Origin of the sequence: Gordonia heveisoli (assembly GCF_030315745.1) — a bacterium.
GTDB lineage: Bacteria > Actinomycetota > Actinomycetes > Mycobacteriales > Mycobacteriaceae > Gordonia.
In genome coordinates, this window is the sequence record NZ_JASXSH010000013.1 from 69,513 (window position 1) to 92,647 (window position 23,135).

Here is a 23,135-nt window from a genome sequence, read left to right on the forward strand (position 1 = left end):
AGGGGACGAACGTTCCTCCCCCAGTTTCGCAACCTTCCCCGAGTTACAACCGGGGGACGAAGTCGAAAGTCGGGGAAGATAGTTCGGTCCCCGGGGTCGGCGGCGGGGCCGGGCGCGCGGGCGGGGCGGGGCATCGTCGCCCACCGAAAGTAGGGGACGAACGTTCCTCCCCCAGTTTCGCAACCTTCCCCGAGTTACAACCGGGGGACGAAGTCGAAAGTCGGGGAAGATTGTTCGGTCCCCGGGGCCGGGCGCGCGGTCGGTCAGCGGCGGATCGGTGCCGGACTCCACAGGCCGCTGTGGACCTCGGTGCCCTGGTCGATGATGGCCGGGGTGGCGTCGTCGTACGGGGTGTACTGCTCGAGCGCTCCCCAGTCGCGGCCGATGTCGCCCTGCAGATAGGTCGCGCGGGTGTCGGCCTGCTGGGATACCTGAATCCAGCCGAGCGGGCCGCCGCCGAACTGGTTCTGCCACGCCGAGACCGCAGCACCGAGGTCGGCTCCCGGCCGGATCCGCCACTTCGGGATCTCCGCGACGCCGACCTCGTGGATGAACGGGCGCTGGCAGGGGAAGGCCAGTCCCGAGGTCCAGTCCACCTGCACGGGATCGGTGCTGCCGACGACCGCCTGCAGCGTCGTCATCCGGGGTAGCCGCGGTGGGGTGACGACCATGAAGCTGTCGTCGGCCAGATTGTCGTCGTCGGCGACGATCCGCACCGCGGTCGCGTTGCGGGGCAGGTTCTCGGTGTCCAGCCGCAGGTTGCGCCAGGACGGGCGGGGTCCGGGATCGATGGGGTCGACCGTGCCTGCCGCCTGCAGCGCGCGGTCGCGGGTGGCGGGGGTGAACTGCTGCACCGTGTATTCGAGTTTCAGGTTGTTCGGATCGAACTGTCCGGCGGCCGACATGGTCAGCAGCGGCCGGTCCTGCCATCGCGGCGGCAGGGCATACCAGCCCGACGTCAGACGGGCCGGAACCTGATCGAGTTTGGAGTAGCTGCCGAGAACCGGGGTGCGGGCCGGATCGAGCAGGAACGGCAGCATGGCGTGGCTTCCGTTGACACCCCGGACCGGTGACACCCCGCCGCCGGTGCCACCGGAATTGGCGGTCAGCACGCTGGGGTCGGCGGCGGCGTTGCCGCCGAGCACGCCGAGGGAGGCTTCGCTGGCGGTGGCGGACAGGTCGTCGGGGATGCCGTTGGCGTCGAAGCCGACGGTGGCCGGGCGGTCGGCGGAATCCAGTGCGTTGTTCGGACCGGCGAGTGGGTCGGCGAGGGTGCGGTCGACCGGGAGCAGCATGTCCCGGTTGGGATCCTCCTCGACCCAGATCAGATCGGCCATCGCACACGGTTTGCCCGCCACGGCAGCGAAGTTCGACCGGACCGTCGAAAACGACTGCGCCTGATGCAGACCCGCGAACGCCGCGGTGATCAGTTCGAAGGCGACGACGGCCGCGGCCAGATAGGCGAGTGGTGCGGCGGCCAGCGATTCGCCGACCCGGCTGAACGGCCGGGCGGCGGGTTCGTCGCTGTGGGGTGTGTCGCTGTGGGGTGTGTCGCTGTGGGGTGTGTCGCTGTGGGGTTCGGCGGCGGGATCCTTGCCGGTGAACGGCTCGCGGAAATGGAACCACAGCGCCAGCAACAGCAGCGCCAGCGCGGCGTACAGCAGGATGTTGCCCAGCATCAGGCCGCCGACCATGACCTGGCCGAAGCCCCACGGCATACCCCACGCCGAGTAGTAGTAATACGAGTTCGGTGCGGTGAAGGCGACGCCGGTGCCGAAGAGGACGAGCGCCGCGAACAGAGTCCGGTTGCGCCGTGAGTGCATGGCCTGCTGGCCGACGGCGATGGCGGCGATGGCGGCCAGGGCGGCGGCCAGCCCGGCGAACACACCGAAATGGTGGGTCCACTTCGTCGGGGTGAACATCAGGAACACCAGCGACGCGAAGGTGATACCGACGATGCGCCGCGACGGCCCGAGGGCGGTGCCGGGGATGCGGGACTTGCGGATCAGGACGGCGGCGGAGACGACCATCGCGATGATCATCATCAGCACGGCGAACCGTCGGGCGATGGAGCCGTCGGCGGAGAAGGCGAACAGCGCCGAATAGCGGTCGAGTTCGGAGAACCACTTGCGCGACGGTCCGAGTTCGGTCTTCATCGCCGACGCCTCCATGAAGGAGCGCAGCGACAGGTTGCTGAAGACGACGAACACCACGAAGGTGCCGGAGGCGACGATCGGCGCGATGAGTGCGACATACGACCAGATCCCGCCGCCGATGGCGCGGGCCCGTTTGATCAGGGCCATGATCATCGGTCTGGCGCCGGCGATCAGTGCGGCGACGGCCAGCACACCGGTGGGTCCGGCGGCGAGGCTGAACGCCCCGATCAGGCAGGCGGCCGCCGCGGGCAGCAGTCGGCCGGTCGCGATGGCGCGTTCCACCGAACACCAGGTCAGTAGCGCGCCGAGGCAGATGATCGGTTCAGGGCGCAGGCCGTTGTTGAAGGGGAACCAGTAGGCCAGGAAGACGAAGGCGGCGGTCCAGGCCACCGCTGGCGCGGCGATGGCCGCGCGGCCGAGGCGGGGCAGTACCTCATGGCTGACGATGAGCCAGGTGACGATGCCGCACAGCAGGGCGGGCAACCGCATCCACGGGCTGGCCACCGATATGTGGCTGAGGAGCCCGAAGACCTGGTAATACCAGCCGAACGGGGCTTCCGGGGCGCCGTACCAGCGGTAGTAGTTGGCGGTGTAGTCGGTGTCCTGGGCCACCCGCGACATGGTCAGCAGGTAACCGTCGTCGGAGGTGTTCGGCCCGATCATGTGCCAGACGATGAGCGCACCGATGACCACATAGTCGCGGGCGTTGAGCCGCCACCACCGTGCCGGGAAGAAGCGACGGTGGCGTCGTCCGTCGGTGGCGTCGAGGGCGGCGAGCGCGCTCAGCGACAGCAGCGCGGCGCCCACACCGACGATGATGACCAGCCATTTGAGGATGGTCGGGGTGGTGTTGTACCGGGTGTCGATGGTGACGTGCGCGCGGAGGCCGGGTAGCGCGGCGGCCGCTCCGGTGAGGTCGGTGAACAGCCCGGTGACCTGTGGCCGCTGGTCGGGGAAGTAGCGGTACTGCTCGCGGTCGGCGGTACTGGCCGCGAGTGGTTTGCCGTCCTCGGTGCGCAGGCCGACGAATTCGGCGGTGACCGCGTCGGAGTCGGCGTGCACGACGATCTCACGGCAATCGCCTGCGCGAATCTGGGCCAGCGTCGCCGACAACAGCGGCACGTTGCGGTTGACGACTTCCACGGTCCGGCTGTCCCACGGATCGTTGGCGGCGCCGGTGACGCGGATGAACAGTCCCCGCTGCGGCGATTTTTCGGCTTGCTTGGGCGTGGTGGACAGCAGCACCGACGCACCGGCGGGAAGCTGCTCGATCGCGGCGCACGGCACGGTGATGTCGAGGTCGATCGGGACATAGGTGACCAGTGGCGCCGATACGGAATCGATCTGTGCCTGGTTGCCGACCGGCTGCGGCCAGTTGATCTCGGCGGTCTTCTCGTTGACCGGCATGAGCGGCGTCGCCAGCGCCAGTACCAGCCCGAGCAGCCCGGTGACGATGGCGATGAGCTTGGCTCGACGGACGGTCTGGACTGGCACAGAGAGAAATGTTAACCGGGACGTCTCACCAGCCCGGCCGCGGCAGGTGCGGCGAGCCGATTCACGCTGGTCAGCCGTCGGCGTTCTATGGTTGATCCATGTCTGAGCCTGCGGCCGCGAACGCCGACGTCCTGCCGATTCTGCTGCTCAACGGCCCCAACCTGAACACGTTGGGTACGCGGGAGCCGACGATCTACGGTTCGGACACCCTCGCCGACGTGGTGGCGCTGGCCGAACGGACGGCCGCCGAGGTCGGCTATGGCCTGAGTGCGGCGCAGACCAATCATGAGGGGCAGATGATCGACTGGATCCACGAGGCGGTGGGCCGGATCAGCGGCATCGTGATCAACCCGGCCGGCTGGACGCACACCTCGGTGGCGCTGGCCGACGCCCTGGTCGTCCCCGGGGTGCCGATCATGGAGGTGCACATCAGCAACGTGCACAAGCGGGAGGCCTTCCGGCACCACTCCTATGTATCGCCGCTCGCCGAGGGTGTCATCGCCGGCTACGGCATCCGCGGCTACGAGTTCGCCATCCGTCGGCTGGCCGAGATCCTCGGCTGAGTCGGAGCTTCATCACGCGCCGGACGAAACCGTCAGCGGTTGAGCGCCCGATCGGCGGCCTCGGCGACACTGCCGCGATACATCGGGCCATGCCCGGGGAACAGGGTGGTGGCGTCGAGCGTGGTGAAGGACTCGACCGACCGGCGCGCTTCGTCGACGTCGTGCTGGAAGGCGTCACCGATGCACTGTGGCCCGGCGACCGACGAGATCGGATGCCCGCTGACGAGCGCATCCCCCGAGACGAGTACCGCACCGTCGTTGGCGAGGTAGGCGCTGTGGCCGTCGGTGTGGCCGTACGCGGCGACCGGCTGCGGTCGGCCGGGCAGGTCGAGCGGCTCGGGAAAGGCCTGTGCGTCGGGCAGTCCGGCGCGGCTGAGGACACCGAGTGGGGTCACCGCGGTGAGCCAGCGCAGCACGCGCGGCCGGTAGGCGATCGGTGCGATGTCACCGACGTCGGCCTGCTGCAGATAGTCGCGTCGGGCGTGGGCCACCTCGATCGGGTCCATGTAGACGTCGAAACCGTAGCGGGCCTGTAGTTTTGCCAGGCCGCCGAGATGGTCGACGTGGGCGTGGGTGAGCAGGGCGCCGCGGATGTCCTCGGGTCGCGCGCCGATCGCCCGGATCGATTCGAGGACCGTCTTCGCCTGTCCCGGATAGCCGCCATCGATCAGGGTGAGGTCGGAACCCTCTTGTAGCAGAACCCAATTGGCCACTTCGGTGTAGACGAGGTAGGCGGTACCGGTGTCGGACTCCACCCGCCCGATGCGGAAGTGACTCATCGGTGACCGCCGTTGCGGACGACCAGCACGAAGGGGCCGACCTCGGTGACGGTGAACCGCGGATCGGCGAAGACCTTCGGGTCGAAGGTGACCGTGTAACGCTTCACATTCGGGTCGTTCGGGTACACATCTTCGGCCAGTCGGAGCGTGTAGCCGTCCGCGGAGTAGCGGAACAGGAAGACATTCGGTGCCCGCCACGGTGAGCGGTCGAGCTTGTCGATGAGCGCGTCCGCGGATTCGGTCTCCGACCAGCGTTCGATGGTCGCGGCCCGCTTGTCGAATTCGGCGAGCGGGTTCGCGTAATGCGAGGTCAATCCCTGGAAACCCCAATACGGGTAGATGGAGAGGAATCCGTAATCCGCGGTCAGCACCACGTTGTCGGTGGGTTCACCGCCGCTCTGGGCACGAATGAGCTTGTCCAGCTTGGGGAAATAGGATTCGGCGCCGGCCGGACGGTGGTCGGCGCGCTCGCCGTGGCCGTCGGTGTCGGTGTAGGCGGTCGAGATCTCGGTGCTCAGATGGCCCGGGATAGACTGTGCCAGGGCGATCGCGGCGAGTGTGGCGACGGCACCGACGAGCACCCGCACATCACCGAAACGTTCGATGAGCCAGCGCGCGATCTCGATGACACCGAAGACGCCGGCCGCGGCCAGCACCGCCACCAGCAGCGGGTCGAGGCGGAAGGACAGCAGCGTCGAGCCGGTCGCGGTGCGCAGCATCGACAGCAGACAGAACAGGTAGATGGTGACGACGGTGACCCCGAAGGCGAGCGCGACCGTCCGCTGCCGGAAGCGCAGCAGAATCCACAGCAGACCGATCATGGTGATCGCGCCGACCAGGGTGAGCTGGAACATCGGCACCGGCAGGATCGAACCCCGTTCGGGCAGATAGTGTTCGGCGCTGCCGCCGCTGGCCGGTTTGTCGGTGACCCGGTCCAGCAGATACGGAGCCCAGACCGTCAGCGCGACGACCCCCGAGATGGCCCCGACGACGATCAGTCGCACCGCGATCGAGAAGATGACGGCCCGGCGTTGCTTCCGGACCTGATCGTCGGGGCGGGCCTTGTTGGTGGCCGCGCGCCACGCCTGCACCGCGAACAGCAGCGTCAGCATGATGGCGGTCAGCGCGAACAGGCCGGTGTAGAGCGTGTAGATCGTCGCAGCCAGTCCGATGAACAGACCCGACGCGACGACGGCAGGCCAACTCGTCGCCGCCGTACCCAATCCACCGACCGGGCCGTCGGCCGCGCGGGATCGTCCGCGCAGCGCGTAGGTCAGGGTGATGAGCATCGGGGCGGCCAGCAGCACCAGCACCGCCGAATATGGTTCGGGGGAGGCGTACAGCAGGGTGACGGTGGTGACCGCGAGGACCAGCGCGGCACCCCGGTCGGCGCCGAACATGCGGTTGAACAGGATCGCGGCGACCGCGGCGGCCACCGCCATCGAGATGATCGCCCACGGCTTGTAGGCCTCCCAGCCGGGCAACCCCATCAGGCTCGCGTAGCGCCCGCCGGAGAAGAACCAGCCTGCCGGGTAATACGGCGGCAGGTCGGCGTAGGTCATGTCGGCCAGCCGGGGGCTCGACGTCATCCGGGTCAGATACTCGGTGCGGAACTGTTGGTCCACGGACAGGCCGAACAGGTAGAGCTTGGTAGCCCCCAACGGCATGCCGATGGTGACGGTGACGAACCCGGAGATCGCCGCCGCGGACAATGCGGGCAGCACCGGCCGGGCGCGTCCGGCCCGGTACGCCAGGGCCACCGCCACCAGGATCGCGATGGTGACGACCTGGCCCGCGGTGGTCAGGGACCGTGTCACATTCGACGAGTTGTAGGCGGGCCAGTCGACCTTGTCGATCACCTTGAGGCCGACGAAGGCGACGATCCCGCCGACGACGACCGCGGTGACCAGGTCGATCACGTCTCGGCGGTAGCTGGTTGCGGTCACGACATCAGTCCTAGCAGGCTTTGCCGCCCCGCAGAATCGCCACCTTCGACGAGAAGCGCCAGCTCTAGCTAGCGATTCGGGCCGGAAGTGGCGATTCTGCGGGGGCCGGCGGCGGTCAGATGGGCAGCTTGCGGAAGATGGCGCGCGGGATGTGCCGCAACACGATCATCACGAAGCGGAATTGTCCGGGGACCCAGACGATCTCCTTGCCCTTGGCGGCCGCCGCGACGGCCATGCGTCCGACGTCCTCCTTCTCGACGGTCATCGGAGCCTCGGCGACATGCGCCGACAGTCGGGTGCGGACCATACCCGGGCGGACGACCAGGGTGCGCACGCCGAACGGGCGCAGCGCCTCACCGAGGCCGAGGTAGAAGCCGTCCAGACCGGCCTTGGTGGAGCCGTAGACGAAGTTGCTGCGACGCACGCGCTCACCGGCGACCGAACTCATCGCGATGATCTGGCCGTGGCCCTGGGCACGCAGCTTCTCACCGAGCAGCACACCCACCGACACCGCGGCGGTGTAGTTGATCTCGGCTTCGGCGACCGCGAGTTTGTGGTCCTGCCAGGCCTGCTCGTCGTCGCCCTGGATGCCGAACGCGACGATCGCGACGTCGACGTCACCGCCGGCGAACGCCTTGTCGACGACCTCGCGGTGGGTGTCGGTGGCGCGGGCGTCGAAGTCGATCAGCTCGACGCTCGACGCTCCGGCGGCCTTCGCCTTCTCCACCGCGGCGTCGGCCGCCGGGTCGCCCGGCACGGTGGCCAGGATGACGCGGGCGGCGCCCTTCTTGAGGTATTCGGCGGTGATGGCCAGCCCGATCTCCGAGCTACCGCCCAGGACCAGGATGGACTGGGGTGCGCCGACGGCGTTCAACATTGCTACTCGCTTTCGATTGCGGAGAGTGTGCGGTGGGTCCCTGAGGAATTCAGCCCAGCTCGAACCGGCGACCCATGTCGGACATGAACACGCCTGTCGGGTCGATGCGGCGACGCACGGCCAGCCACTCGTCGATACGCGGGTACATGGCGTGGAAGTTCTCCGCGGAGGTGCGTGAGTCCTTGGCGGTGTAGAGGCGTCCGCCCATGGACATGACGCGACGGTCGAGTTCGTTGAGGAATTCGGCCAGCCCGGCCTTGACCGGGAAGTCCAGGCAGACGTTCCAGCCCTTGAACGGGAAGCTCAGCGGGGCCTTGTTGCCCTCGCCGAACAGCTTGATGACGTTGAGGAAGCTGACGTGACCGGATGCCTGGATGTCCTCGATGAGACTCTTGAACTCGCCTTCGTTACCTGTGGGAACGATGAACTGGTATTGGCAGAAGCCGCCACCGCGTCCGTAGGCGTTGTTCCAGTTCCCGAGGATGTCGAGCATGTGATAGAAGGCGGGCAGCGATTTGACGGCCCCCTTCTTGTTCGAGCCCAGCCGGTAGTAGAACTCCGACATCAAGGTGAAGTCGAGTTTGTTGGCGAGTCCGCGCGGGAAGACGTCGGGGAGCGCCGCGAGCGGCTTCGCGTCGAACTTGAGCGGGTTCTTCTGCAGCTTCGCGGGAAGTTCGTCGACCCGGGCAAGGTTGCCGCGGCTGAAGGAGCCGCGGCCCAGCTTCGGCGGCTTGCTCATCGAGTCGAACCAGCCGGAGGCGTACTCGTAGCCGTCCTCGAATCCGTCCTCGAGGTGCAGCGCGATGGTCTCGTCGAGGGTGTTCGTGGTGGCCGTGTCGGCGATGAAGTAGGCGCTCTCGGTGCGCTTCATCGCGATCTTGGCGCGCAGCACGATGCCGGTCAGACCGATACCGCCCACGGTGGCCCAGAAGATCGACGCATCGGGATCGTCGGCGGTGCCGTCCGGGGTGAGAGTCAGGATGCGGCCGTCGGCGACGAGCAACTGCATCTCGACGACGTGGTTGCCGAAGCTGCCCTGGCTGTGGTGGTTCTTACCGTGGATGTCGTGCGCGATCGCACCACCGACGGTGACCTGACGGGTACCCGGGAGCACCGGAACCCACAGGCCGTACGGCAGCGCCGCCTGCATGAGGGCGTCGAGGCTGACACCGGCGTCGAGGTCGACGGTCGCGGTCTCGGCGTCGATCTCGTAGATCCGCGTCAACGGCGTCATGTCGATGGTCAGCCCGCCGGTGTTCTGGCCGGACTCGTTGTAGGAGCGGCCGAGACCGCGCGCGATGACGCCGCGCTTGAGATAGTCGGGCTTGTCCGCGTTGTCGTCGGCGACCCGTGCCACCGCGTCGGCGATGACCTCGGGGTACGGCGTGGACAGCACATGCCCCTGGACCGGCGTGGTGCGGGACCATCCCACCAGCTTGCGGGTGGTGATCGGCAGCAATTCTTCTCTAGACATCGCCCAAGAGGGTACCCGCCCGGGTGCGCCTTCCCATCATCTCGTGACGGGGACCGCAGCAGATCTCAGCGGGTTATCAGGAGTGCGGTGATTTGGGGCGACTCGTCGCTCACCGGTTCCCTTCCCGCTTATGGGATCCAATAAGCGGGAACCGAACGTATGCGCGGGAAGCTGGCCCCGGGACTACCCCGCGAGCACCTTGGCCGCCGCGTTGCGGCCGGGGATGCCGCTGACACCGCCGCCGCGGCGGGCGCCGGCACCGCAGATCAGCAGCCGCGGATGGCTGGTTTCCACACCCCAGGCGCCGACGTCGGACTCGGTTTCGGCCCACGGCCACTGCAGGCTGCGGTGGAAGATGTTGCCGCCGGGTAGGCCGATTTGGTCGTCGAGGTCCTGTGGGGTCTTCACCTCGATACACGGGTTCCCGGCGGCGTCGTGGCTGATCAGCGACTGGATCGGCTCGGCGAGCACGCTGCTGACCGACGCGAGTGTCGCCCCGACGGCGTGGTCGACGGCGCCCGGGGCGTCGAACACCTCGGGCGGCATGTGCAACCCGAACAACGTCAGCGAGTGGTGGCCGTCGAGTTCGGGGCCGAGGATGCTGCGGTCGGACAGCGTGTGGCAGTACACCTCGCAGGGCGGAAGGTCGGGGACCTGTCCGCGCCGCGCCTGCTGCCACGCGGTGTGCAGCTGCGATGCCGATTCGTTGATGTGGAAGGTGCCCGCGAAGGCGGCTTCGGGCGGGATCGATTCGCCGGGCAGGCGTGGCAACCGGTCGAGCAACAGGTTGATCTTCAGTTGGGCGCCGCGCGGATCGGTCTCGGTGGCGATCGGTTCGGTGAGATAGCGGTCGACGACGGTCGGTGCGCACGCCGCGTACAGCATCTCCGCGTGCACGGTCGTGGTCGTGCTGTCGGGGTCCGTGTATTCGACGGTCCCGTCGGCCGGGTCGATGCCGACGATGTCGATGCCGGTGCAGATGTGCGCACCCGCCGACATCGCGCTCGCATACAGTGCCCCCGACACCGAACCCATGCCGCCGACCGGCACATCCCAGTCGCCCGTGCCGCCGCCGATCAGGTGATAAAGGAAACAGATGTTGGCGCGCAGCGAGGCCTCACCGATGTCGGCGAAGGTGCCGATCAGGGCATCGGTGGCGACGATGCCGCGCACCAGGTCGTCGTCGAAGTAATGGTCGAGGAGTTCACCGAGGGGTTTGCTGGTCAGTATTTCCCACAGCTCCGCCTCGGTGGAGTCGCCGCCCGACACCAGGTCGTGCAGGTCGGCGGCGGAGCGGAGCGGTTCGGTCATGGTCGGGAAGACGCGTGCGGCGATCGTGCCCATCCGGTCGTAGAAGGACCGCCACGCGGTGAAGGCCGAGTCGTCGCCGGTGACGCGGCGGAAGGACGCCTCGGTCGCGTGCGGGTCGCCGTTGTCGACGAGGATTCCGGTCGTCGGATCGCCGGGTACCGGCGTGTACGACGAGTACCGACGCCGGATCAGCCGGATGTCGAGGTCGAGGTCGGTGATGATCTCCCGCGGCAGCAGCGACACGAGGTAGGAGTATCGCGACAGCCGCGCCGGCATCCCGGGGAACGGCATCGCCGACACCGCGGCCCCGCCGACATGGTCGGAGCGTTCGAGAACCAGCACCCGACGCCCCGCCCGCGCGAGATAGGCGGCCGTCGTCAGGCCGTTGTGTCCGGCCCCGATGATGATGTCGTCGAATCGCATCCCCACCAGTGTGGCGTGCCGATCGGCGGCGCGAGTATGGAATCGGTAGACGCTGTGTGCGCTATCGCATACCAACCGCGACGCAAACGTGTCGGACGGTCCATAGTCTGGGCGAATGGACGTTGCGCAGACCGCCGCCATCCCCGACGTTGAGCTCGACGGCGGGGTGCGGATCCCGCTGGTCGGCCTCGGTACCTCCGGGCTCCTCGGGCAGCCGAGTGTGCACGCGGTGTCGACGGCGCTGCGGCAGGGTTACCGCCTGATCGACACCGCCAGCCGCTACAACAACGAGATGAGCGTCGGCATGGGGCTGCGCGATTCCGGTGTGCCGCGCGGCGAGGTTCTCGTGCAGACCAAATTGGGCGGCGGCGACCAGGGTTTCGACGAGGCCATCACCGCGGCCAAGGAGAGCGCCCGGCGTCTCGGTGTCTCCTACCTGGACGTCTACCTCATCCACTGGCCCAACCCGACTCTCGGCCGGATGGTCGAGTCGTGGAAGGCGCTGCTCACTCTCGCCGACGAGGGCTATGTGCGGACGGTCGGGGTGTCGAACTTCAAACAGCATCAGTTGCAGACCCTCTTCGACGAGACCGGGCGCTGGCCCGCGCTCAACCAGATCCAGTGCTCGCCGTCACTGGCCCGCACCGAGTTGCGCGCCTTCATGGCCGACCACGATATCCACGCCCAGGCGTGGCATCCGACCGGCCGTAAGGAGGGAATGCTCGGCGAACCGGAGATCCTGCGGCTGGCGCGCAAGTACGGCAAGTCGCCGACGCAGATCTCGCTGCGTTGGGCGGTGCAGCAGGGCATCGGCGTGATCCCGAAGTCGTCACACGCCGGTCGGCAGCGCGAGAACGTCGACCTCTTCGATTTCGAGTTCGACCTCGACGACATGACGGCGCTCGCCGGCCTCGACCGCGGTGAGCGGGCGGCACGGGACTCCGACGTCGAAGAGGAGTTCTGAGTATCCCCTCGTCTAGGGTGGCAGGGTGTCTCGACCCGAATCCGCCGATGAAGCCCACCCCGACGTACATGGGGACGGGCTGCGGCATGAGGACTTCAGCACCCGGCACGCGCCGATGCCCATCGAGATTCCGTTTGACGATGAAGAGGCGTCGACCGACGTCGACCTGAAGACCCAGCTCGTCCGTTTCGTCATCACCGGCGCCGGGTCGGGTGTTCTCGACTTCGGGCTGACGATCCTGCTCCAGTATGTCTTCGGCGCACCGTTCTGGCTGGCCAAGTCGTTGGGCTTCATCCTGGGCACCACCACCGCCTACCTGATCAACCGGCGCTGGACCTTCCGCGCCGAACCCAGCGTCGCGCGTTTCGTCGCCGTGTTGCTGCTCTATGTGGTGACCTTCTTCGTCAATGTCGGCCTGTACTCCTGGCTGTCGCATCTGTGGCCGGAGACGATTCTCTACAGCCTCGTCGCCTACGTGATCGCCCAGGGCACCGCGACGGTCATCAACTTCGTGGTGCAGCGAGTCGTCATCTTCCGTATCTCCTGACGGGTCGCTCCCACGGCCGCGCGAAGGCGGTGGCATCCCGACGAGGGGCTTCGTCGTCGGTCCCCGAATCGACATCAGGGTGTCCTCCCGGCGTCGGCGCCCGAAGCCGGGAACAATTGTCGTCGTGGGGCGCAATCATGAGGTGAACAGCCGTCGGGCGCTCGAAGACGAGCTGCGCGCGCACGGTTTCCCGGCGAGTGTGGCCGCGACGGTCCGGCGGCGGAGCCTGTTCGTCCGCACCGTGCCGATCTTCGCGGGACTGATGGTCGCCTTCGTCGAGGTGGCGTTGTTCACGGTGTTCTGGGAGGACGGTCTCGGCGCGCTGAGGTCCCGGCTGCATCTGGCGTATCTGCTGGTCAATGTGGCCGCGGTGGCGGCGCCCTTCGCGGTCAGTCGGCTGGTCGGGCGCGGGTTGGCCGCGCTGGCGCCGACCATCCGACGTCGTGCGGCGGCGGTGATCTTCGGGGTGCTGCTGGTGGTGGTGCCCGCGGCGATGGCCGCTGCACTCGCCGGGACGCATGCGACCTGGGCGGCGGTGTCGGGAGCTTCGGGTCTGCTCCTGGCGGTGGTGGCGGTCGCGCTGGCCTACACCGGTGCCGGGGTGATCATCGGATGGTCGGCGCGGCAGGCGAAACGGCAGGTCAAGTCGGTGTGGTCGTTCGTCGGTCAGATGCTTCCGGTGTTGGTCATCGTGGTTCTGTTCTTTCTGTGCGCACCTGAGGCCTGGCAGCTCGCGGCCAGTCAGAGCCGGGCGCGGATGTGGACCTCGGTCGCCGGTCTGGGTGCCGTCAGCCTCCTCGTCATCATCATCTCGGCGACCGACAACCTCACCAGCGATCAGCAGCGCCGCGCCGCCGGTCGGCGACTCGGGCTGAAACGGTCGGAGAAGGTCAATGCGGTCAGTCTGGTCACGATCGCCCAGGTCATCCAGATGTGCGTCGTCGCCGCGGTCACCTTCGTGTTCTTTCTGCTCATCGGACTGGCGATGGTGCCGCGCGCGACCATGACGAAGTGGGTGTGCGACCCGGACTGCTCCGACGTCGATCCCTGGATGTGGGATGCGGCCAACGAGAGACTCACCGACGGAAGCCTTTTCGGCCTGTATCTGCCCGCCGACATACCGCAGGTGTTGGTGCAGCTGTGCATGATCGTCTCCGCGGTCGCGATGATCTCCTTCGTCGGGTCGATCACGCTGGAATCCGAACATCACCGATCCTTCTACGCGCCGGTACTGCGGTCGGTGGACGCGGGTCTCGCCATCCGTGACCGCTATGTGAACACCTATCTCTCGCCCGGATCCGGTCCGCGCTCGATCACCGCCGACGATGACGGGTAGTGCGATCGTCGTCGGTGCCGGTCCGAACGGGCTGGCCGGTGCCGTGCGGCTCGCGCAGGCGGGATTCGATGTCACCGTTGTCGAATCCGCCGACGAGATCGGCGGCGGCACAAGAACTGTGGAGCTGATTCCGGGTGTGCGCGCCGACCTGTGTTCGGCCTTCCATCCGCTCGGGGTGGGTTCGCCGTATCTGTCGTCGCTGCGCCTGGAGGAGTATGGGCTGCGCTGGTGCCTGCCGGAGATCGACGCCGCCCACCCGCTCGATGACGGCACGGCGGGGCTGTTGTATCGATCGGTACACCAGACTGCCGACGGGTTGGGGGTGGACGGGTCGCGGTGGCGCTCGATCTTTGCTGGGCCGGCTCGCCGGTTCGACGCCGTCGCCGCCGACGCGTTGGGTCCGATGCTTCGGCTTCCTCGACATCCGTTGGCTTTCCTGGACTTCGGGCTCCGCTCGCTCCCGCCGGTGACCGTGCTGGCGCGGGCTTTCACCACCCCGCAGGCGCGGGCGCTGTTCGCTGGTATCGCCGCGCACCCGTTCGTGCGGCTCGACCGGCCCGGCTCGGCCGCGGGTGGTCTGCTGCTGACCGCGGCTGCGCATCGCCGGGGATGGCCGGTGGCGCAAGGTGGTTCGTCGGCGATCAGTGCGGCGCTCGCCGCGCTGCTGGCCGACCTCGGCGGCCGGATCGTCACCGGCACCACGATCGCCAGTATCGCGGAAGTCTCCGCCGACGTCGTGCTACTTGACGTCGGACCGGATTCCGCCACCACGATTCTCGACGGTCGCCTGCCCCGACGGGTGGCCCGCGCATACCGGCGTCACCGGCCGGGTCCGGCTGCGTTCAAGGTGGACTATGTGATCGACGGCGAGGTGGGGTGGACGGCTCCCGGACTCGACCGGGCCGGGGTGGTCCACCTCGGCGGGCGGATCGGGGAGATCGTGCGGGCAGAGAACGAGGTGATCGCCGGCCGGATGCCGACTAATCCGTTCGTGCTGGTCGGGCAGCAGTGGGTCGCCGACGACACCCGGGCGGCCGGAACCCGACGGCCGCTGTGGGCCTACGCCCATGTGCCCACCGGCTACACCGGTGACGCGACTGGGCTGGTCACCGCCCAGATCGAGCGTTTCGCACCGGGTTTCGCCGCGCGCGTCGTCGCCGTTCACCGTCGCGGACCGGCCGACCTGGCGTATGAGAATCCCAACTATCGCGGCGGTGACATCGGCGGTGGCCCCAACGATCTGTGGCATCTTGTGGCCCGCCCGCGACTGTCGCCGAACCCGTACGCCACCGGCGTTCCCGGGGTGTACCTGTGCTCGTCGTCGACGCCGCCGGGTGGCGGTGTACACGGCATGTGCGGCTTCCGCGCCGCCGAGGCCGCCCTGCGGGGCTTCGGCGGCGAATAGCCCCCGATAGGGTCAGCCGTTGACCTTGGCGATCACGTTCTCGGCGTACCAGTTCAGGTGATCGATCTTGGTCTGGAGCGGTTCGGTGTCGTCACCCTTCACATAGGGCAGCCGGAACCCGACGATGACGTCGGTGATGCCCTTGTCCTCCAGCCGCTTACAGCCGTCGACGGTGTAGGCGTCCATCGAGATGACATGAATCTCGAAGGGGTCGTTGGTCTTTCCCTCGGCCTTGCGGATGTCGGCGATCTTGTCGAGCAGCGCGTCGAGTTCCTCGGCCGGTCCGCCACCGTGCATCCAGCCGTCTCCGCGGACGACGGCCCGACGCAACGCGAGGTCGGCATGCCCGCCGACCAGCAGCGGAATCGGTTCGGTGGGAGCGGGGGTCATCTTGATCTTCGGGATGTCGTAGAACTCGCCGTGGAATTCGAAGTACTCACCGCTGGTGAGGCCGCGGAAGATGTCCATGCACTCGTCCATCCGCTTGCCGCGGCGTTTGAAGTCGACGCCCATGAAGTCGTAGTCCTCGGGCCACGGGCTGGTGCCGACGCCGAGTGCTAGGCGGTTGTTGGTGAGGTAGGCGACCGACGACGCCTGCTTGGCGACCAGCGCCGGTGGACGCACCGGCAGTTTGAGGACGAACGGGGTGAAGCGGATCGTCGAGGTCACCGCACCGAGCGCGGCGCACTGGATGAAGGTCTCGATGAAGGCTTTGCCGTCGAGGAACTCGCGGTCACCGTCGGGGGTGTAGGGGTAGGTGGCGTCGGACTCGGCAGGGTACGCGAGCGAGTCGGGGATGGTGAACCCGGCGTATCCGGCCTTCTCCGCGGCCTGCGCCAAGGGCGCGTAGTAGCTCGGGTCGGTCATGGCTTCGGCGAAGGTGAAGCGCATCGATGCTCCTCGGGACTGCGGTGTGGCGGACGCCACCCACACTAGAACATGTTCTAGTTCCTGAGTAGTGGATGTATGGTAGTCGCAGTTCAGGGGGCTGGCAGCGGGTTGTTCACTCGTGCACCCGGCCCGCGCCGGACCTTGAGGTCGTCGACGCTGACCGGCTCGCGGCAGGCCGAACAGAACGGGCGCGCGGACATGACGTGGCCGCAGGTGGTGTGCACGGTCTCGATCGGTGGTCCCTCGGGCGCCGCCCAGGAGTCGCCCCATTGACGCAGTGCGTCGATGACGGTCCAGAGTCCGCGCCCCTTCTCGGTGAGTCGGTAGTCGTGGCGGACCGGCTTGTCCTGGTAGGGCTCCTTGGTCATGATCCCGTGCTCGACCAGCGTGTCGAGTCGCTGCGTCAGCACATTCCGGGCGATCCCGAGCCGGGTGGAGAACTCGTCGAAGCGGGTCACGCCGAAGAGGGCGTCGCGGATGATCAGCAGCGTCCACCATTCCCCGACGATCTCCAGGGTCTGGGCGACCGAACAGTTCATTTCGGTGAAGGTTGCGCGCCTCATGCTTCCATCTTAGTGGGTTGCGTGACGCAACTCAACTGTGCTTTGGTTGGTTTCGTCAAACAACCCAGCAGGTATTACGCCTGCGCTGGAGCGTTGAGGAGTATTCATGACCGAGATCATCGGGGACAAGAACGATGCGATGGCAGTGTCACCGCCTGCGCCGGTGTCACCGCCCGTCGCCGCGTCGGGGCCGGCGGGTAGGCCCGGGCTGACGCTGCTCATCCTGTCGCTCGCCGCGTTCATGGCGAGCCTCGACGTCTTCATCGTCAACGTGGCCTTCGACGACATCGGGCGCGACTTCGGCGACGCCGGACTGTCCCAGCTGTCGTGGGTGCTCAGCGCCTACGCGATCGTCTACGCCGCGCTGCTGGTCCCGGCCGGGCGGATCGTCGACCGCTACGGCCGGAAGGGCGGCTTTCTGCTCGGACTGGCCCTATTCACCATCGCGAGCGCGGCATGTGCGGGCGCACAGGGGATCTGGTGGCTGGTCGCGTTCCGGGTGCTGCAGGCTATCGGTGCGGCGATCCTCACCCCGGCCAGTCTGGGACTGGTGGTCTCGACGATGCCGCTCGAGCTGCGCGCGCGATCGGTGCGCATCTGGGCGGCCACCGGTGCGTTGGCCGCCGCGCTCGGGCCGGCCGTGGGCGGCCTGCTGGTCGAGGCCTCGTGGCGCTGGGTCTTCCTGGTCAACCTGCCGGTCGGCATCATCGCGCTGATCGCCGGTGTGCGCGTCCTGGTCCTGTCCCGAAACACCACCATCACCGACTTCCCCGACCTCGTCGGTGCCGTCCTGCTGACGATCTCGATCGGCGCGCTGACTCTCGGACTCGTGCAGGGTACGGATTGGGGCTGGACGGACCCGAAGATCACCGCTGCGTGGGTACTCGCGATCGCAGCTTTCGCGGGTTTCGTGTTCAGCTCGATGCATCACACCGAACCGGTCATCGACCCGGCCCTGCTGCGCGTGCGCACGTTCTCCTTCGCGAATGTGACCGCGCTACTGTTCGCGGTCCCCTTCGCCGGTGGCCTGTTGGCGACGATCCTGTGGCTGCAACAGGTGTGGAGCTACTCGGCGATCAAGACCGGTTTCGCCGTGTCGACGGGGCCGTTGCTGGTGCCGATCTTCGCCGCCGTCGCACACCGATTGTCGGCGCGAATCCCGGTGGGCGTCATCGTCTCCGCCGGATCGTTGCTGTTCGCGGCGGGCGGGGTGTTGATGGCCCTGTCGGTCGACGAGACACCCGACTACGCCACCGAGATCCTGCCGGGTTGGCTCATCGGCGGTGTCGGGGTCGGTCTCGCGTTGCCGTCGATCCTGTCGTCGGCGACCGCTGACCTCGCCACGCATCAGTCGGCCACCGGAAGTGCGGTGATCAATATGAGTCGACAGATCGGCATGGCGCTCGGCGTCAGTGTGCTCGTCGCGGTGCTGGGGACACCGATCGGATATGTGGCCGCGCACAACGGATTCCAGCAGTCATGGTGGGTGCTTGCGAGTGTCGCCGTGCTGGCCGCGGTCGCCGCGCTTGGGATGACACCCCGCGCGGCTTCGGCCCCGTCGTGACGCTCTTCGTCGGCGTTCCGGTCTCCTCGGCGTGCGGTGGTTGGGCAGGCACCGATACCCCGCTTCATCGAGGATCGATGCGAGCAGTCGCCTGGAGTCCGCAAACTTTGAGGCGAGACCGTCGATCCGACCGAGTTCGGCGAGCAGGACCGCGACCACCTCGGTGCAGGGCTGGATCTGCGGGGCGCCGACGTTGGTGCACGGCAGGACGCGGCGGATCACCTCGGTGCACAGACCCGCGGCGAGCATCCGGCGGGAGGCTCGAACTCGGGATCGGCTTGCTGCCGTCGCCGGTCTCGGCTGACCCGGGTCCGGGGTGGACGGTGGATCAGGGTCGGCGGAACCGCTCCCGCCTACCCAATCCGCGCAGCTTCATCCACTCCGCGAAACCCTTCGGGTCGCGTTGCTGCACAAGGAAATACCAGCCGAAGCGGGCATACTCCTGGGGGATCAGCCTGCGCATGCCGGGCTGGCTCATCAGGTAACCGCGATTGCGGTAGGTGAAATACCGCTTGGTGGGGTTGTCCGGGTACTGCGTGTGCATCCGGCCACCCAGGATCGGCCGGAACTCGTCGGATCCGTCGGGGTGCAGGTAGCCGGCGCGTAGGCAGGTGCCGAATTTCAGCCCCGACCTTGCCAGGCGGCGGTGGATCTCCACCTCGTCGCCGCGGAAGAACAGGCGCAGGTCGGGCACGCCGACTTCATCGAGGGCCTTCGCCGAGAACAGCGCTCCGTTGAACAGGGAGGCGATTCCGGGTAGGAGGTCGTCGGTGTCGGCCTGTCCGTCGGCGAACAGTTCCGACCGCTTCCGTCGCCACACCAGCCCACGGCGCAGCGGGAAGGCGAGGGTGTCCGGGTCGTCGATGTTGGCGACCACCGGCGACACCTCGTCGAGGCGGTGTCGTGCAGCGCATTCGAGCAGAGTGCTGAGCACCATCGGGCCGTCGGGACGACCGTCGTCGTCGGCGCACCACACCCAGTCGGCGCCCAGCGACAACGCGGTCAGCATGCCGAGCGCGAACCCGCCCGCGCCGCCCAGGTTGCGTTGGGATCCTAGATAGGTCGTCGGGATGGGCTGCGCGGCAACAAGTTCCGCAACCGCTGGTTCGTTCGCGTTGTCCACGACGACGAGATGGTCGACGGGCCGGTCCTGCGCGGACACCACCGCGAGTGACTGGGCGAGCAGTTCCACGCGGCGGTGGGTGACCACCACCGCGACCACCGTTGCGGCGGTGTTCGGGTCGCTCACGACGACTTCTCCACGCTGGCCAGCACCTTGCGGACATGTGCGGCGGCCGCGGGACCCTCGTAGGCGCCGACCACCTCCTCGATACCGCCCTCCATCCGGATCTGGCCGTGATCGATCCACAGCGCCCGGTCGCACAGCTGGGCAAGGAACTCGTTGGAGTGGCTGGCGAAGACGAGGATGCCCGATCGTTCGACGAGCGCCTGCAGACGCGCACGTGCCTTCTTCATGAAGTCGGCGTCGACCGCACCGATGCCCTCGTCGAGGATGAGGATCTCGGGGTCGATGGAGGTCACCACACCGAGCGCGACGCGCACGCGCATACCGGTCGAGTAGGTGCGCAACGGCATCTGCAGGTGGTCACCGAGTTCGGTGAATTCGGCGATGTCGTCGATCTTGCGCAGCATCTCCTTGCGGCTCATCCCCAGGAACATGCCGCGGATGATGATGTTCTCGTAGCCGGAGATCTCCGGGTCCATGCCGACGCCGAGGTCGAACACCGGGGCGACGCGACCGCGGATCCGGCAGTCACCGCGGGTCGGCTCGTAGATCCCCGACAGCAGCCGCAGCAGCGTCGACTTACCGGCGCCGTTGTGGCCGACCAGACCCACCCGATCGCCGTGCTTGAGGTGCACGTTGATGTCGCGCAGCGCCTCGACCACGACGACATTCGAATCGGTCGAACCGATGACGCCACCGGCGGCACCGATCACCGATTTCTTCAGTGAGCGGGTCTTGGCGTCGAAGATGGGGAAGTCGACACACGCATCCCAGGTGTCGACGCGAACCTCATTAGCAGCCATGTGTAGTTCCTAAACCCAGTACGCCACGCGGGCGCGGTAGTTGCGCAGCACCAACAGGCCGGCGGTCCAGCCCAGCAGCGTGCAGCCGATCACGATCGCCCAGTGATAGAAGTCCACATGTTCGCCCAGCAGTGGTCCGCGGGCGATCTCCAGGTAGTGGTACATCGGGTTGATCTCGACGATCCGCAGCCGCGACGATTCCTCACCGGTCGTCGAACCCAGGCTCTGGGTGCTCCAGATGATCGGCGTCATGAAGAAGATCAGCTGTACGACGGTGGTCAGGAGCTGACCGATGTCGCGGAAGCGGGTGGACAGGATGCCGAAGACGATCGCCACCCACACCGCGTTGAGCAGGTAGAGCGCGATGGCGGGGAACACCAGCAGGATCGACCAGTGCATCGGTGGCGGGAAGATGATGAAGATCGCCACGATGATCACCACGTTGTGCGCGAAGATGATCGACTGCCGCCACACCACGCGGTACACGTGCACGCTGACCGGGGCGGGCAGCTGCTTGATCAGGCCCTCGTTCTTCGCGTACACCTCGGCGCCGTCGAGGATCGAACTCTGGATGAAGTTCCAGAAGATGAAACCGAGCGCCACATACGGCAGGAAGACCTTGATGTCCTGGCCGAAGAGTTCGCCGTAGAGCAGACCCATCGCGACCGCCGTCACACCTGTCGCAATGGTGATCCAGAGCGGGCCGAGGACCGAGCGGCGATACCGCTGCTTGATGTCCTGCCAGCCCAGGTGGAGCCACAGTTCGCGGTTGTTCAGACCGTCGCGTAGATCACGGATCGCCCGTTTGAACGTGCGTGATCCAGAACTCGTCGGACGCGCTGGGATCGCGTCGTCGTCCACTACCGCTGACACGGGGTCCCACTGTACTGGTCCGCGGGTGCCCGGCCCGAAACGCCCGGTGACGCCCGTGCCCTCCGTTACAGGTACTGGCCGGTGCTCGGACCGTGCGGGGCGCCGGTCACACCCGGGGGCAGCGCGCCCTGACGCATCTGCTCGAGCTGGGCGCGGGCAGCCATCTGCTGGGCGAACAGGGCGGTCTGGATGCCGTGGAAGAGTCCTTCCAGCCAGCCGACCAGCTGGGCCTGGGCGATGCGGAGTTCGGCGTCCGAGGGGGTGGCGTCGTCGGTGAACGGGAGCGCGAGACGTTCGAGTTCCTCCCGCAGCTCGGGGGCCAGACCGTCTTCGAGCTCGCGGATCGAGGACTGGTGGATCTCCCGCAGCCGGACCCGGGAGGCGTCGTCGAGGGGAGCGGCCCGCACCTCCTCGAGGAGCTGCTTGATCATCGTGCCGATCCGCATGACCTTCGCCGGCTGCTCGACCATGTCGGCGACGCTGCTCTGCTCTTCGGTCGCCTTGCCGTCGGCCGCGCCAGCTCCGACGACGATGACACCGTCGGTGTCGCCGGACATCGGGGAGCCGAACGGGCTGGGGTTGCTGCCATCGGTAACCATGTCCCCATTGTGCCCAATGGCGACGCAGGCACCGTTCAGGCCCGGGTGCCGGGCTGATCGTGGACACGGTGAGGCCGCGCGGACACGACGTCTATCGTTTAGGCCATGCCGTTCGACGTCGCCCACGTGCGTGGATTGTTTCCATCGCTCGGCGACGGGTGGATTCACCTTGATCCGCAGGTCGGGATGCAGATCCCCGACTCCGTCGCCACCGCGGTGTCACGCGGGTTCCGTCAGCTGGTGTCGGCGCCCGGCGGTGGCTATCCCGCCGCCCGGCAGACCGCCGATGCGGTTGACGGGGCGCGCCGCGCGATCGCGGATCTACTGGCCGCCGACCCGGCCGGGGTGGTGTTGGGGCCGTCCCGGGCGGCCGTGGTCGGCGCCCTCGCCGATGCGGTCACGCCCAACACCTGGTTGCGCGGGGAGGTCGTCGTGTCCCGCGCCGACGACGAGTCCAACATCGTGCCCTGGCTGGGTGTCGTCGACCGATACGGGGCGCGCGTGCGCTGGGCCGAGGTCGACGTCGAGACCGGTGGACTGCCGGTCTGGCAGTACAAGGATCTGATCAACCAGAACACGGCGATCGTCGCGGTGACGCTGGCCTCGTCGACGACCGGCGCGATCACCGATGTCGGCGAGATCGTGCCGCTGGCCCGGGCGGCCGGGGCGCTGCTCGTCGTCGACGCGACCAGCGCCGCCCCCTACCTGCCGTTGGACATCAACGACCTCGGCGCCGACGTTCTGATGGTCTCGGCCGAACGCTGGGGTGGGCCGCGGATGGCGGCGCTCGCGTTCCGCGAGCCGCGCACCATCGACCGGCTGCGGTCGATCTCGATGGATCCGCACGCGGTGGGTCCGGCCCGCCTGGAACTCGAACCGCATCAGGGTGGGCTGCTGTCCGGGTTGGTCGCCTCGGTGGAACATCTGGCCGGACTCGACGAGGAAGCCATCGGCAAGCGGCGTCGTCGGGTCGTCTCCGCGATGGACGGTGTCTACGAGTATCTCCGCAGGCTGACCTACTATCTGACGACGTCGCTGTCGCAGAACAGCCTGGTCAACGTCGTGGGCACGGAGGAGAACCGGGTGCCGATCGTGAGTTTCGCGGTCGAGGGTGTCAGCGCCGACAAAGTGGTGCACCGGCTCGCCGACAACGGCATCTGCGCGCTCGCCGACGTGCCCAGCCGGGCGCTCACCCGGATGGGCGTGACCGACTTCGGGGGTGCGGTGACCATCGGTTTGGCGCCCTATTCCACGCCCTACGAGGTCGATCACCTGGTCCGGACACTGGGCTCGCTGGGCTGATTTGTCGGTCGATTGGAGC

The 23,135-nt window shown here is 67.6% G+C and carries 19 protein-coding genes; 7 read left to right on the top strand and 12 right to left on the bottom strand.

The annotated features are described in order from the left end of the window. Nucleotides 1-263: 263 nt before the first annotated feature. A complete protein-coding gene (locus QSJ18_RS12955; protein ID WP_286326904.1) occupies nucleotides 264-3,650 on the bottom strand; it encodes an arabinosyltransferase domain-containing protein in 3,387 nt (1,128 codons plus the stop codon). 98 nt (nucleotides 3,651-3,748) lie between these two features. Between QSJ18_RS12955 and aroQ the strand changes: the two genes are divergently transcribed. Then, nucleotides 3,749-4,213, top strand: a complete 465-nt coding sequence (aroQ, locus tag QSJ18_RS12960) for a type II 3-dehydroquinate dehydratase (protein ID WP_286326905.1) — start codon at nucleotides 3,749-3,751, stop codon at nucleotides 4,211-4,213. A gap of 32 nt (nucleotides 4,214-4,245) precedes the next feature. On the opposite strand, the gene QSJ18_RS12965 is transcribed toward aroQ, so the two are convergent. The 5 genes from QSJ18_RS12965 to QSJ18_RS12985 form a co-directional block, all read right to left on the bottom strand. Next, nucleotides 4,246-4,992, bottom strand: coding sequence for an MBL fold metallo-hydrolase (locus tag QSJ18_RS12965; RefSeq protein ID WP_286326906.1), 747 nt, complete (start codon nucleotides 4,990-4,992; stop codon nucleotides 4,246-4,248). Further along, on the bottom strand, nucleotides 4,989-6,938 hold the full coding sequence (locus tag QSJ18_RS12970) for a galactan 5-O-arabinofuranosyltransferase (RefSeq protein WP_286326907.1): 1,950 nt from the start codon (nucleotides 6,936-6,938) through the stop codon (nucleotides 4,989-4,991). Before QSJ18_RS12970 ends, QSJ18_RS12965 begins: the two co-directional genes overlap by 4 nt. A gap of 115 nt (nucleotides 6,939-7,053) precedes the next feature. Then, entirely contained in the window at nucleotides 7,054-7,815 is a 762-nt protein-coding gene (locus QSJ18_RS12975) for a decaprenylphospho-beta-D-erythro-pentofuranosid-2-ulose 2-reductase (protein WP_286326908.1), read from the bottom strand. 49 nt (nucleotides 7,816-7,864) lie between these two features. Next, complete coding sequence (locus QSJ18_RS12980) at nucleotides 7,865-9,289, bottom strand: FAD-binding oxidoreductase (protein WP_286326909.1); 1,425 nt, start codon at nucleotides 9,287-9,289, stop codon at nucleotides 7,865-7,867. A gap of 183 nt (nucleotides 9,290-9,472) precedes the next feature. Next, a complete protein-coding gene (locus QSJ18_RS12985; RefSeq protein WP_286326910.1) occupies nucleotides 9,473-11,023 on the bottom strand; it encodes a phytoene desaturase family protein in 1,551 nt (516 codons plus the stop codon). 115 nt (nucleotides 11,024-11,138) lie between these two features. Between QSJ18_RS12985 and QSJ18_RS12990 the strand changes: the two genes are divergently transcribed. The 4 genes from QSJ18_RS12990 to QSJ18_RS13005 all read left to right on the top strand — a co-directional run bounded on the left by QSJ18_RS12990 (nucleotide 11,139) and on the right by QSJ18_RS13005 (nucleotide 15,275). Further along, a complete protein-coding gene (locus tag QSJ18_RS12990; RefSeq protein WP_286326911.1) occupies nucleotides 11,139-11,987 on the top strand; it encodes an aldo/keto reductase in 849 nt (282 codons plus the stop codon). Nucleotides 11,988-12,012: 25 nt separating this feature from the next. After that, nucleotides 12,013-12,534, top strand: a complete 522-nt coding sequence (locus tag QSJ18_RS12995; RefSeq protein ID WP_462476068.1) for a GtrA family protein — start codon at nucleotides 12,013-12,015, stop codon at nucleotides 12,532-12,534. A gap of 124 nt (nucleotides 12,535-12,658) precedes the next feature. Next, nucleotides 12,659-13,870, top strand: coding sequence for a hypothetical protein (locus QSJ18_RS13000; protein ID WP_286326912.1), 1,212 nt, complete (start codon nucleotides 12,659-12,661; stop codon nucleotides 13,868-13,870). Then, nucleotides 13,860-15,275, top strand: coding sequence for a phytoene desaturase family protein (locus QSJ18_RS13005; RefSeq protein WP_286326913.1), 1,416 nt, complete (start codon nucleotides 13,860-13,862; stop codon nucleotides 15,273-15,275). The genes QSJ18_RS13000 and QSJ18_RS13005 overlap by 11 nt, the downstream gene beginning before the upstream one ends. 12 nt (nucleotides 15,276-15,287) lie before the next feature. On the opposite strand, the gene QSJ18_RS13010 is transcribed toward QSJ18_RS13005, so the two are convergent. Further along, the gene (locus QSJ18_RS13010) at nucleotides 15,288-16,166 is read right to left on the bottom strand and encodes a TIGR03619 family F420-dependent LLM class oxidoreductase (protein WP_286326914.1); all 879 of its coding nucleotides are present in this window, start codon (nucleotides 16,164-16,166) and stop codon (nucleotides 15,288-15,290) included. An 89-nt stretch (nucleotides 16,167-16,255) separates the two neighbouring features. Continuing rightward, complete coding sequence (locus QSJ18_RS13015; protein ID WP_286326915.1) at nucleotides 16,256-16,729, bottom strand: winged helix-turn-helix transcriptional regulator; 474 nt, start codon at nucleotides 16,727-16,729, stop codon at nucleotides 16,256-16,258. 139 nt (nucleotides 16,730-16,868) lie between these two features. On the opposite strand from QSJ18_RS13015, the gene QSJ18_RS13020 reads away from it, so the two are divergent. Next, complete coding sequence (locus QSJ18_RS13020) at nucleotides 16,869-18,293, top strand: DHA2 family efflux MFS transporter permease subunit (RefSeq protein ID WP_286326988.1); 1,425 nt, start codon at nucleotides 16,869-16,871, stop codon at nucleotides 18,291-18,293. A 328-nt stretch (nucleotides 18,294-18,621) separates the two neighbouring features. Here the strand turns inward: QSJ18_RS13020 and glfT1 are convergent, their stop codons facing one another. The 4 genes from glfT1 to QSJ18_RS13040 form a co-directional block, all read right to left on the bottom strand. Next, nucleotides 18,622-19,542 carry a galactofuranosyltransferase GlfT1 gene (glfT1, locus tag QSJ18_RS13025; RefSeq protein ID WP_286326916.1) on the bottom strand — a complete coding sequence of 307 codons (921 nt, stop codon included), beginning with the start codon at nucleotides 19,540-19,542 and terminating at the stop codon, nucleotides 18,622-18,624. Continuing rightward, on the bottom strand, nucleotides 19,539-20,342 hold the full coding sequence (gene wzt, locus QSJ18_RS13030) for a galactan export ABC transporter ATP-binding subunit Wzt/RfbE (RefSeq protein ID WP_286326917.1): 804 nt from the start codon (nucleotides 20,340-20,342) through the stop codon (nucleotides 19,539-19,541). The genes glfT1 and wzt overlap by 4 nt, the downstream gene beginning before the upstream one ends. 9 nt (nucleotides 20,343-20,351) lie before the next feature. Beyond that, nucleotides 20,352-21,215: a galactan export ABC transporter permease subunit Wzm/RfbD gene (gene wzm / locus QSJ18_RS13035; protein ID WP_286326919.1), complete on the bottom strand. Its 864-nt coding sequence runs from the start codon at nucleotides 21,213-21,215 to the stop codon at nucleotides 20,352-20,354. A gap of 65 nt (nucleotides 21,216-21,280) precedes the next feature. Next, a complete protein-coding gene (locus QSJ18_RS13040) occupies nucleotides 21,281-21,814 on the bottom strand; it encodes a bacterial proteasome activator family protein (RefSeq protein ID WP_286326920.1) in 534 nt (177 codons plus the stop codon). Between the two features lie 105 nt (nucleotides 21,815-21,919). On the opposite strand from QSJ18_RS13040, the gene QSJ18_RS13045 reads away from it, so the two are divergent. Then, nucleotides 21,920-23,116: a cysteine desulfurase-like protein gene (locus QSJ18_RS13045; protein ID WP_286326922.1), complete on the top strand. Its 1,197-nt coding sequence runs from the start codon at nucleotides 21,920-21,922 to the stop codon at nucleotides 23,114-23,116. Nucleotides 23,117-23,135: the final 19 nt, after the last annotated feature.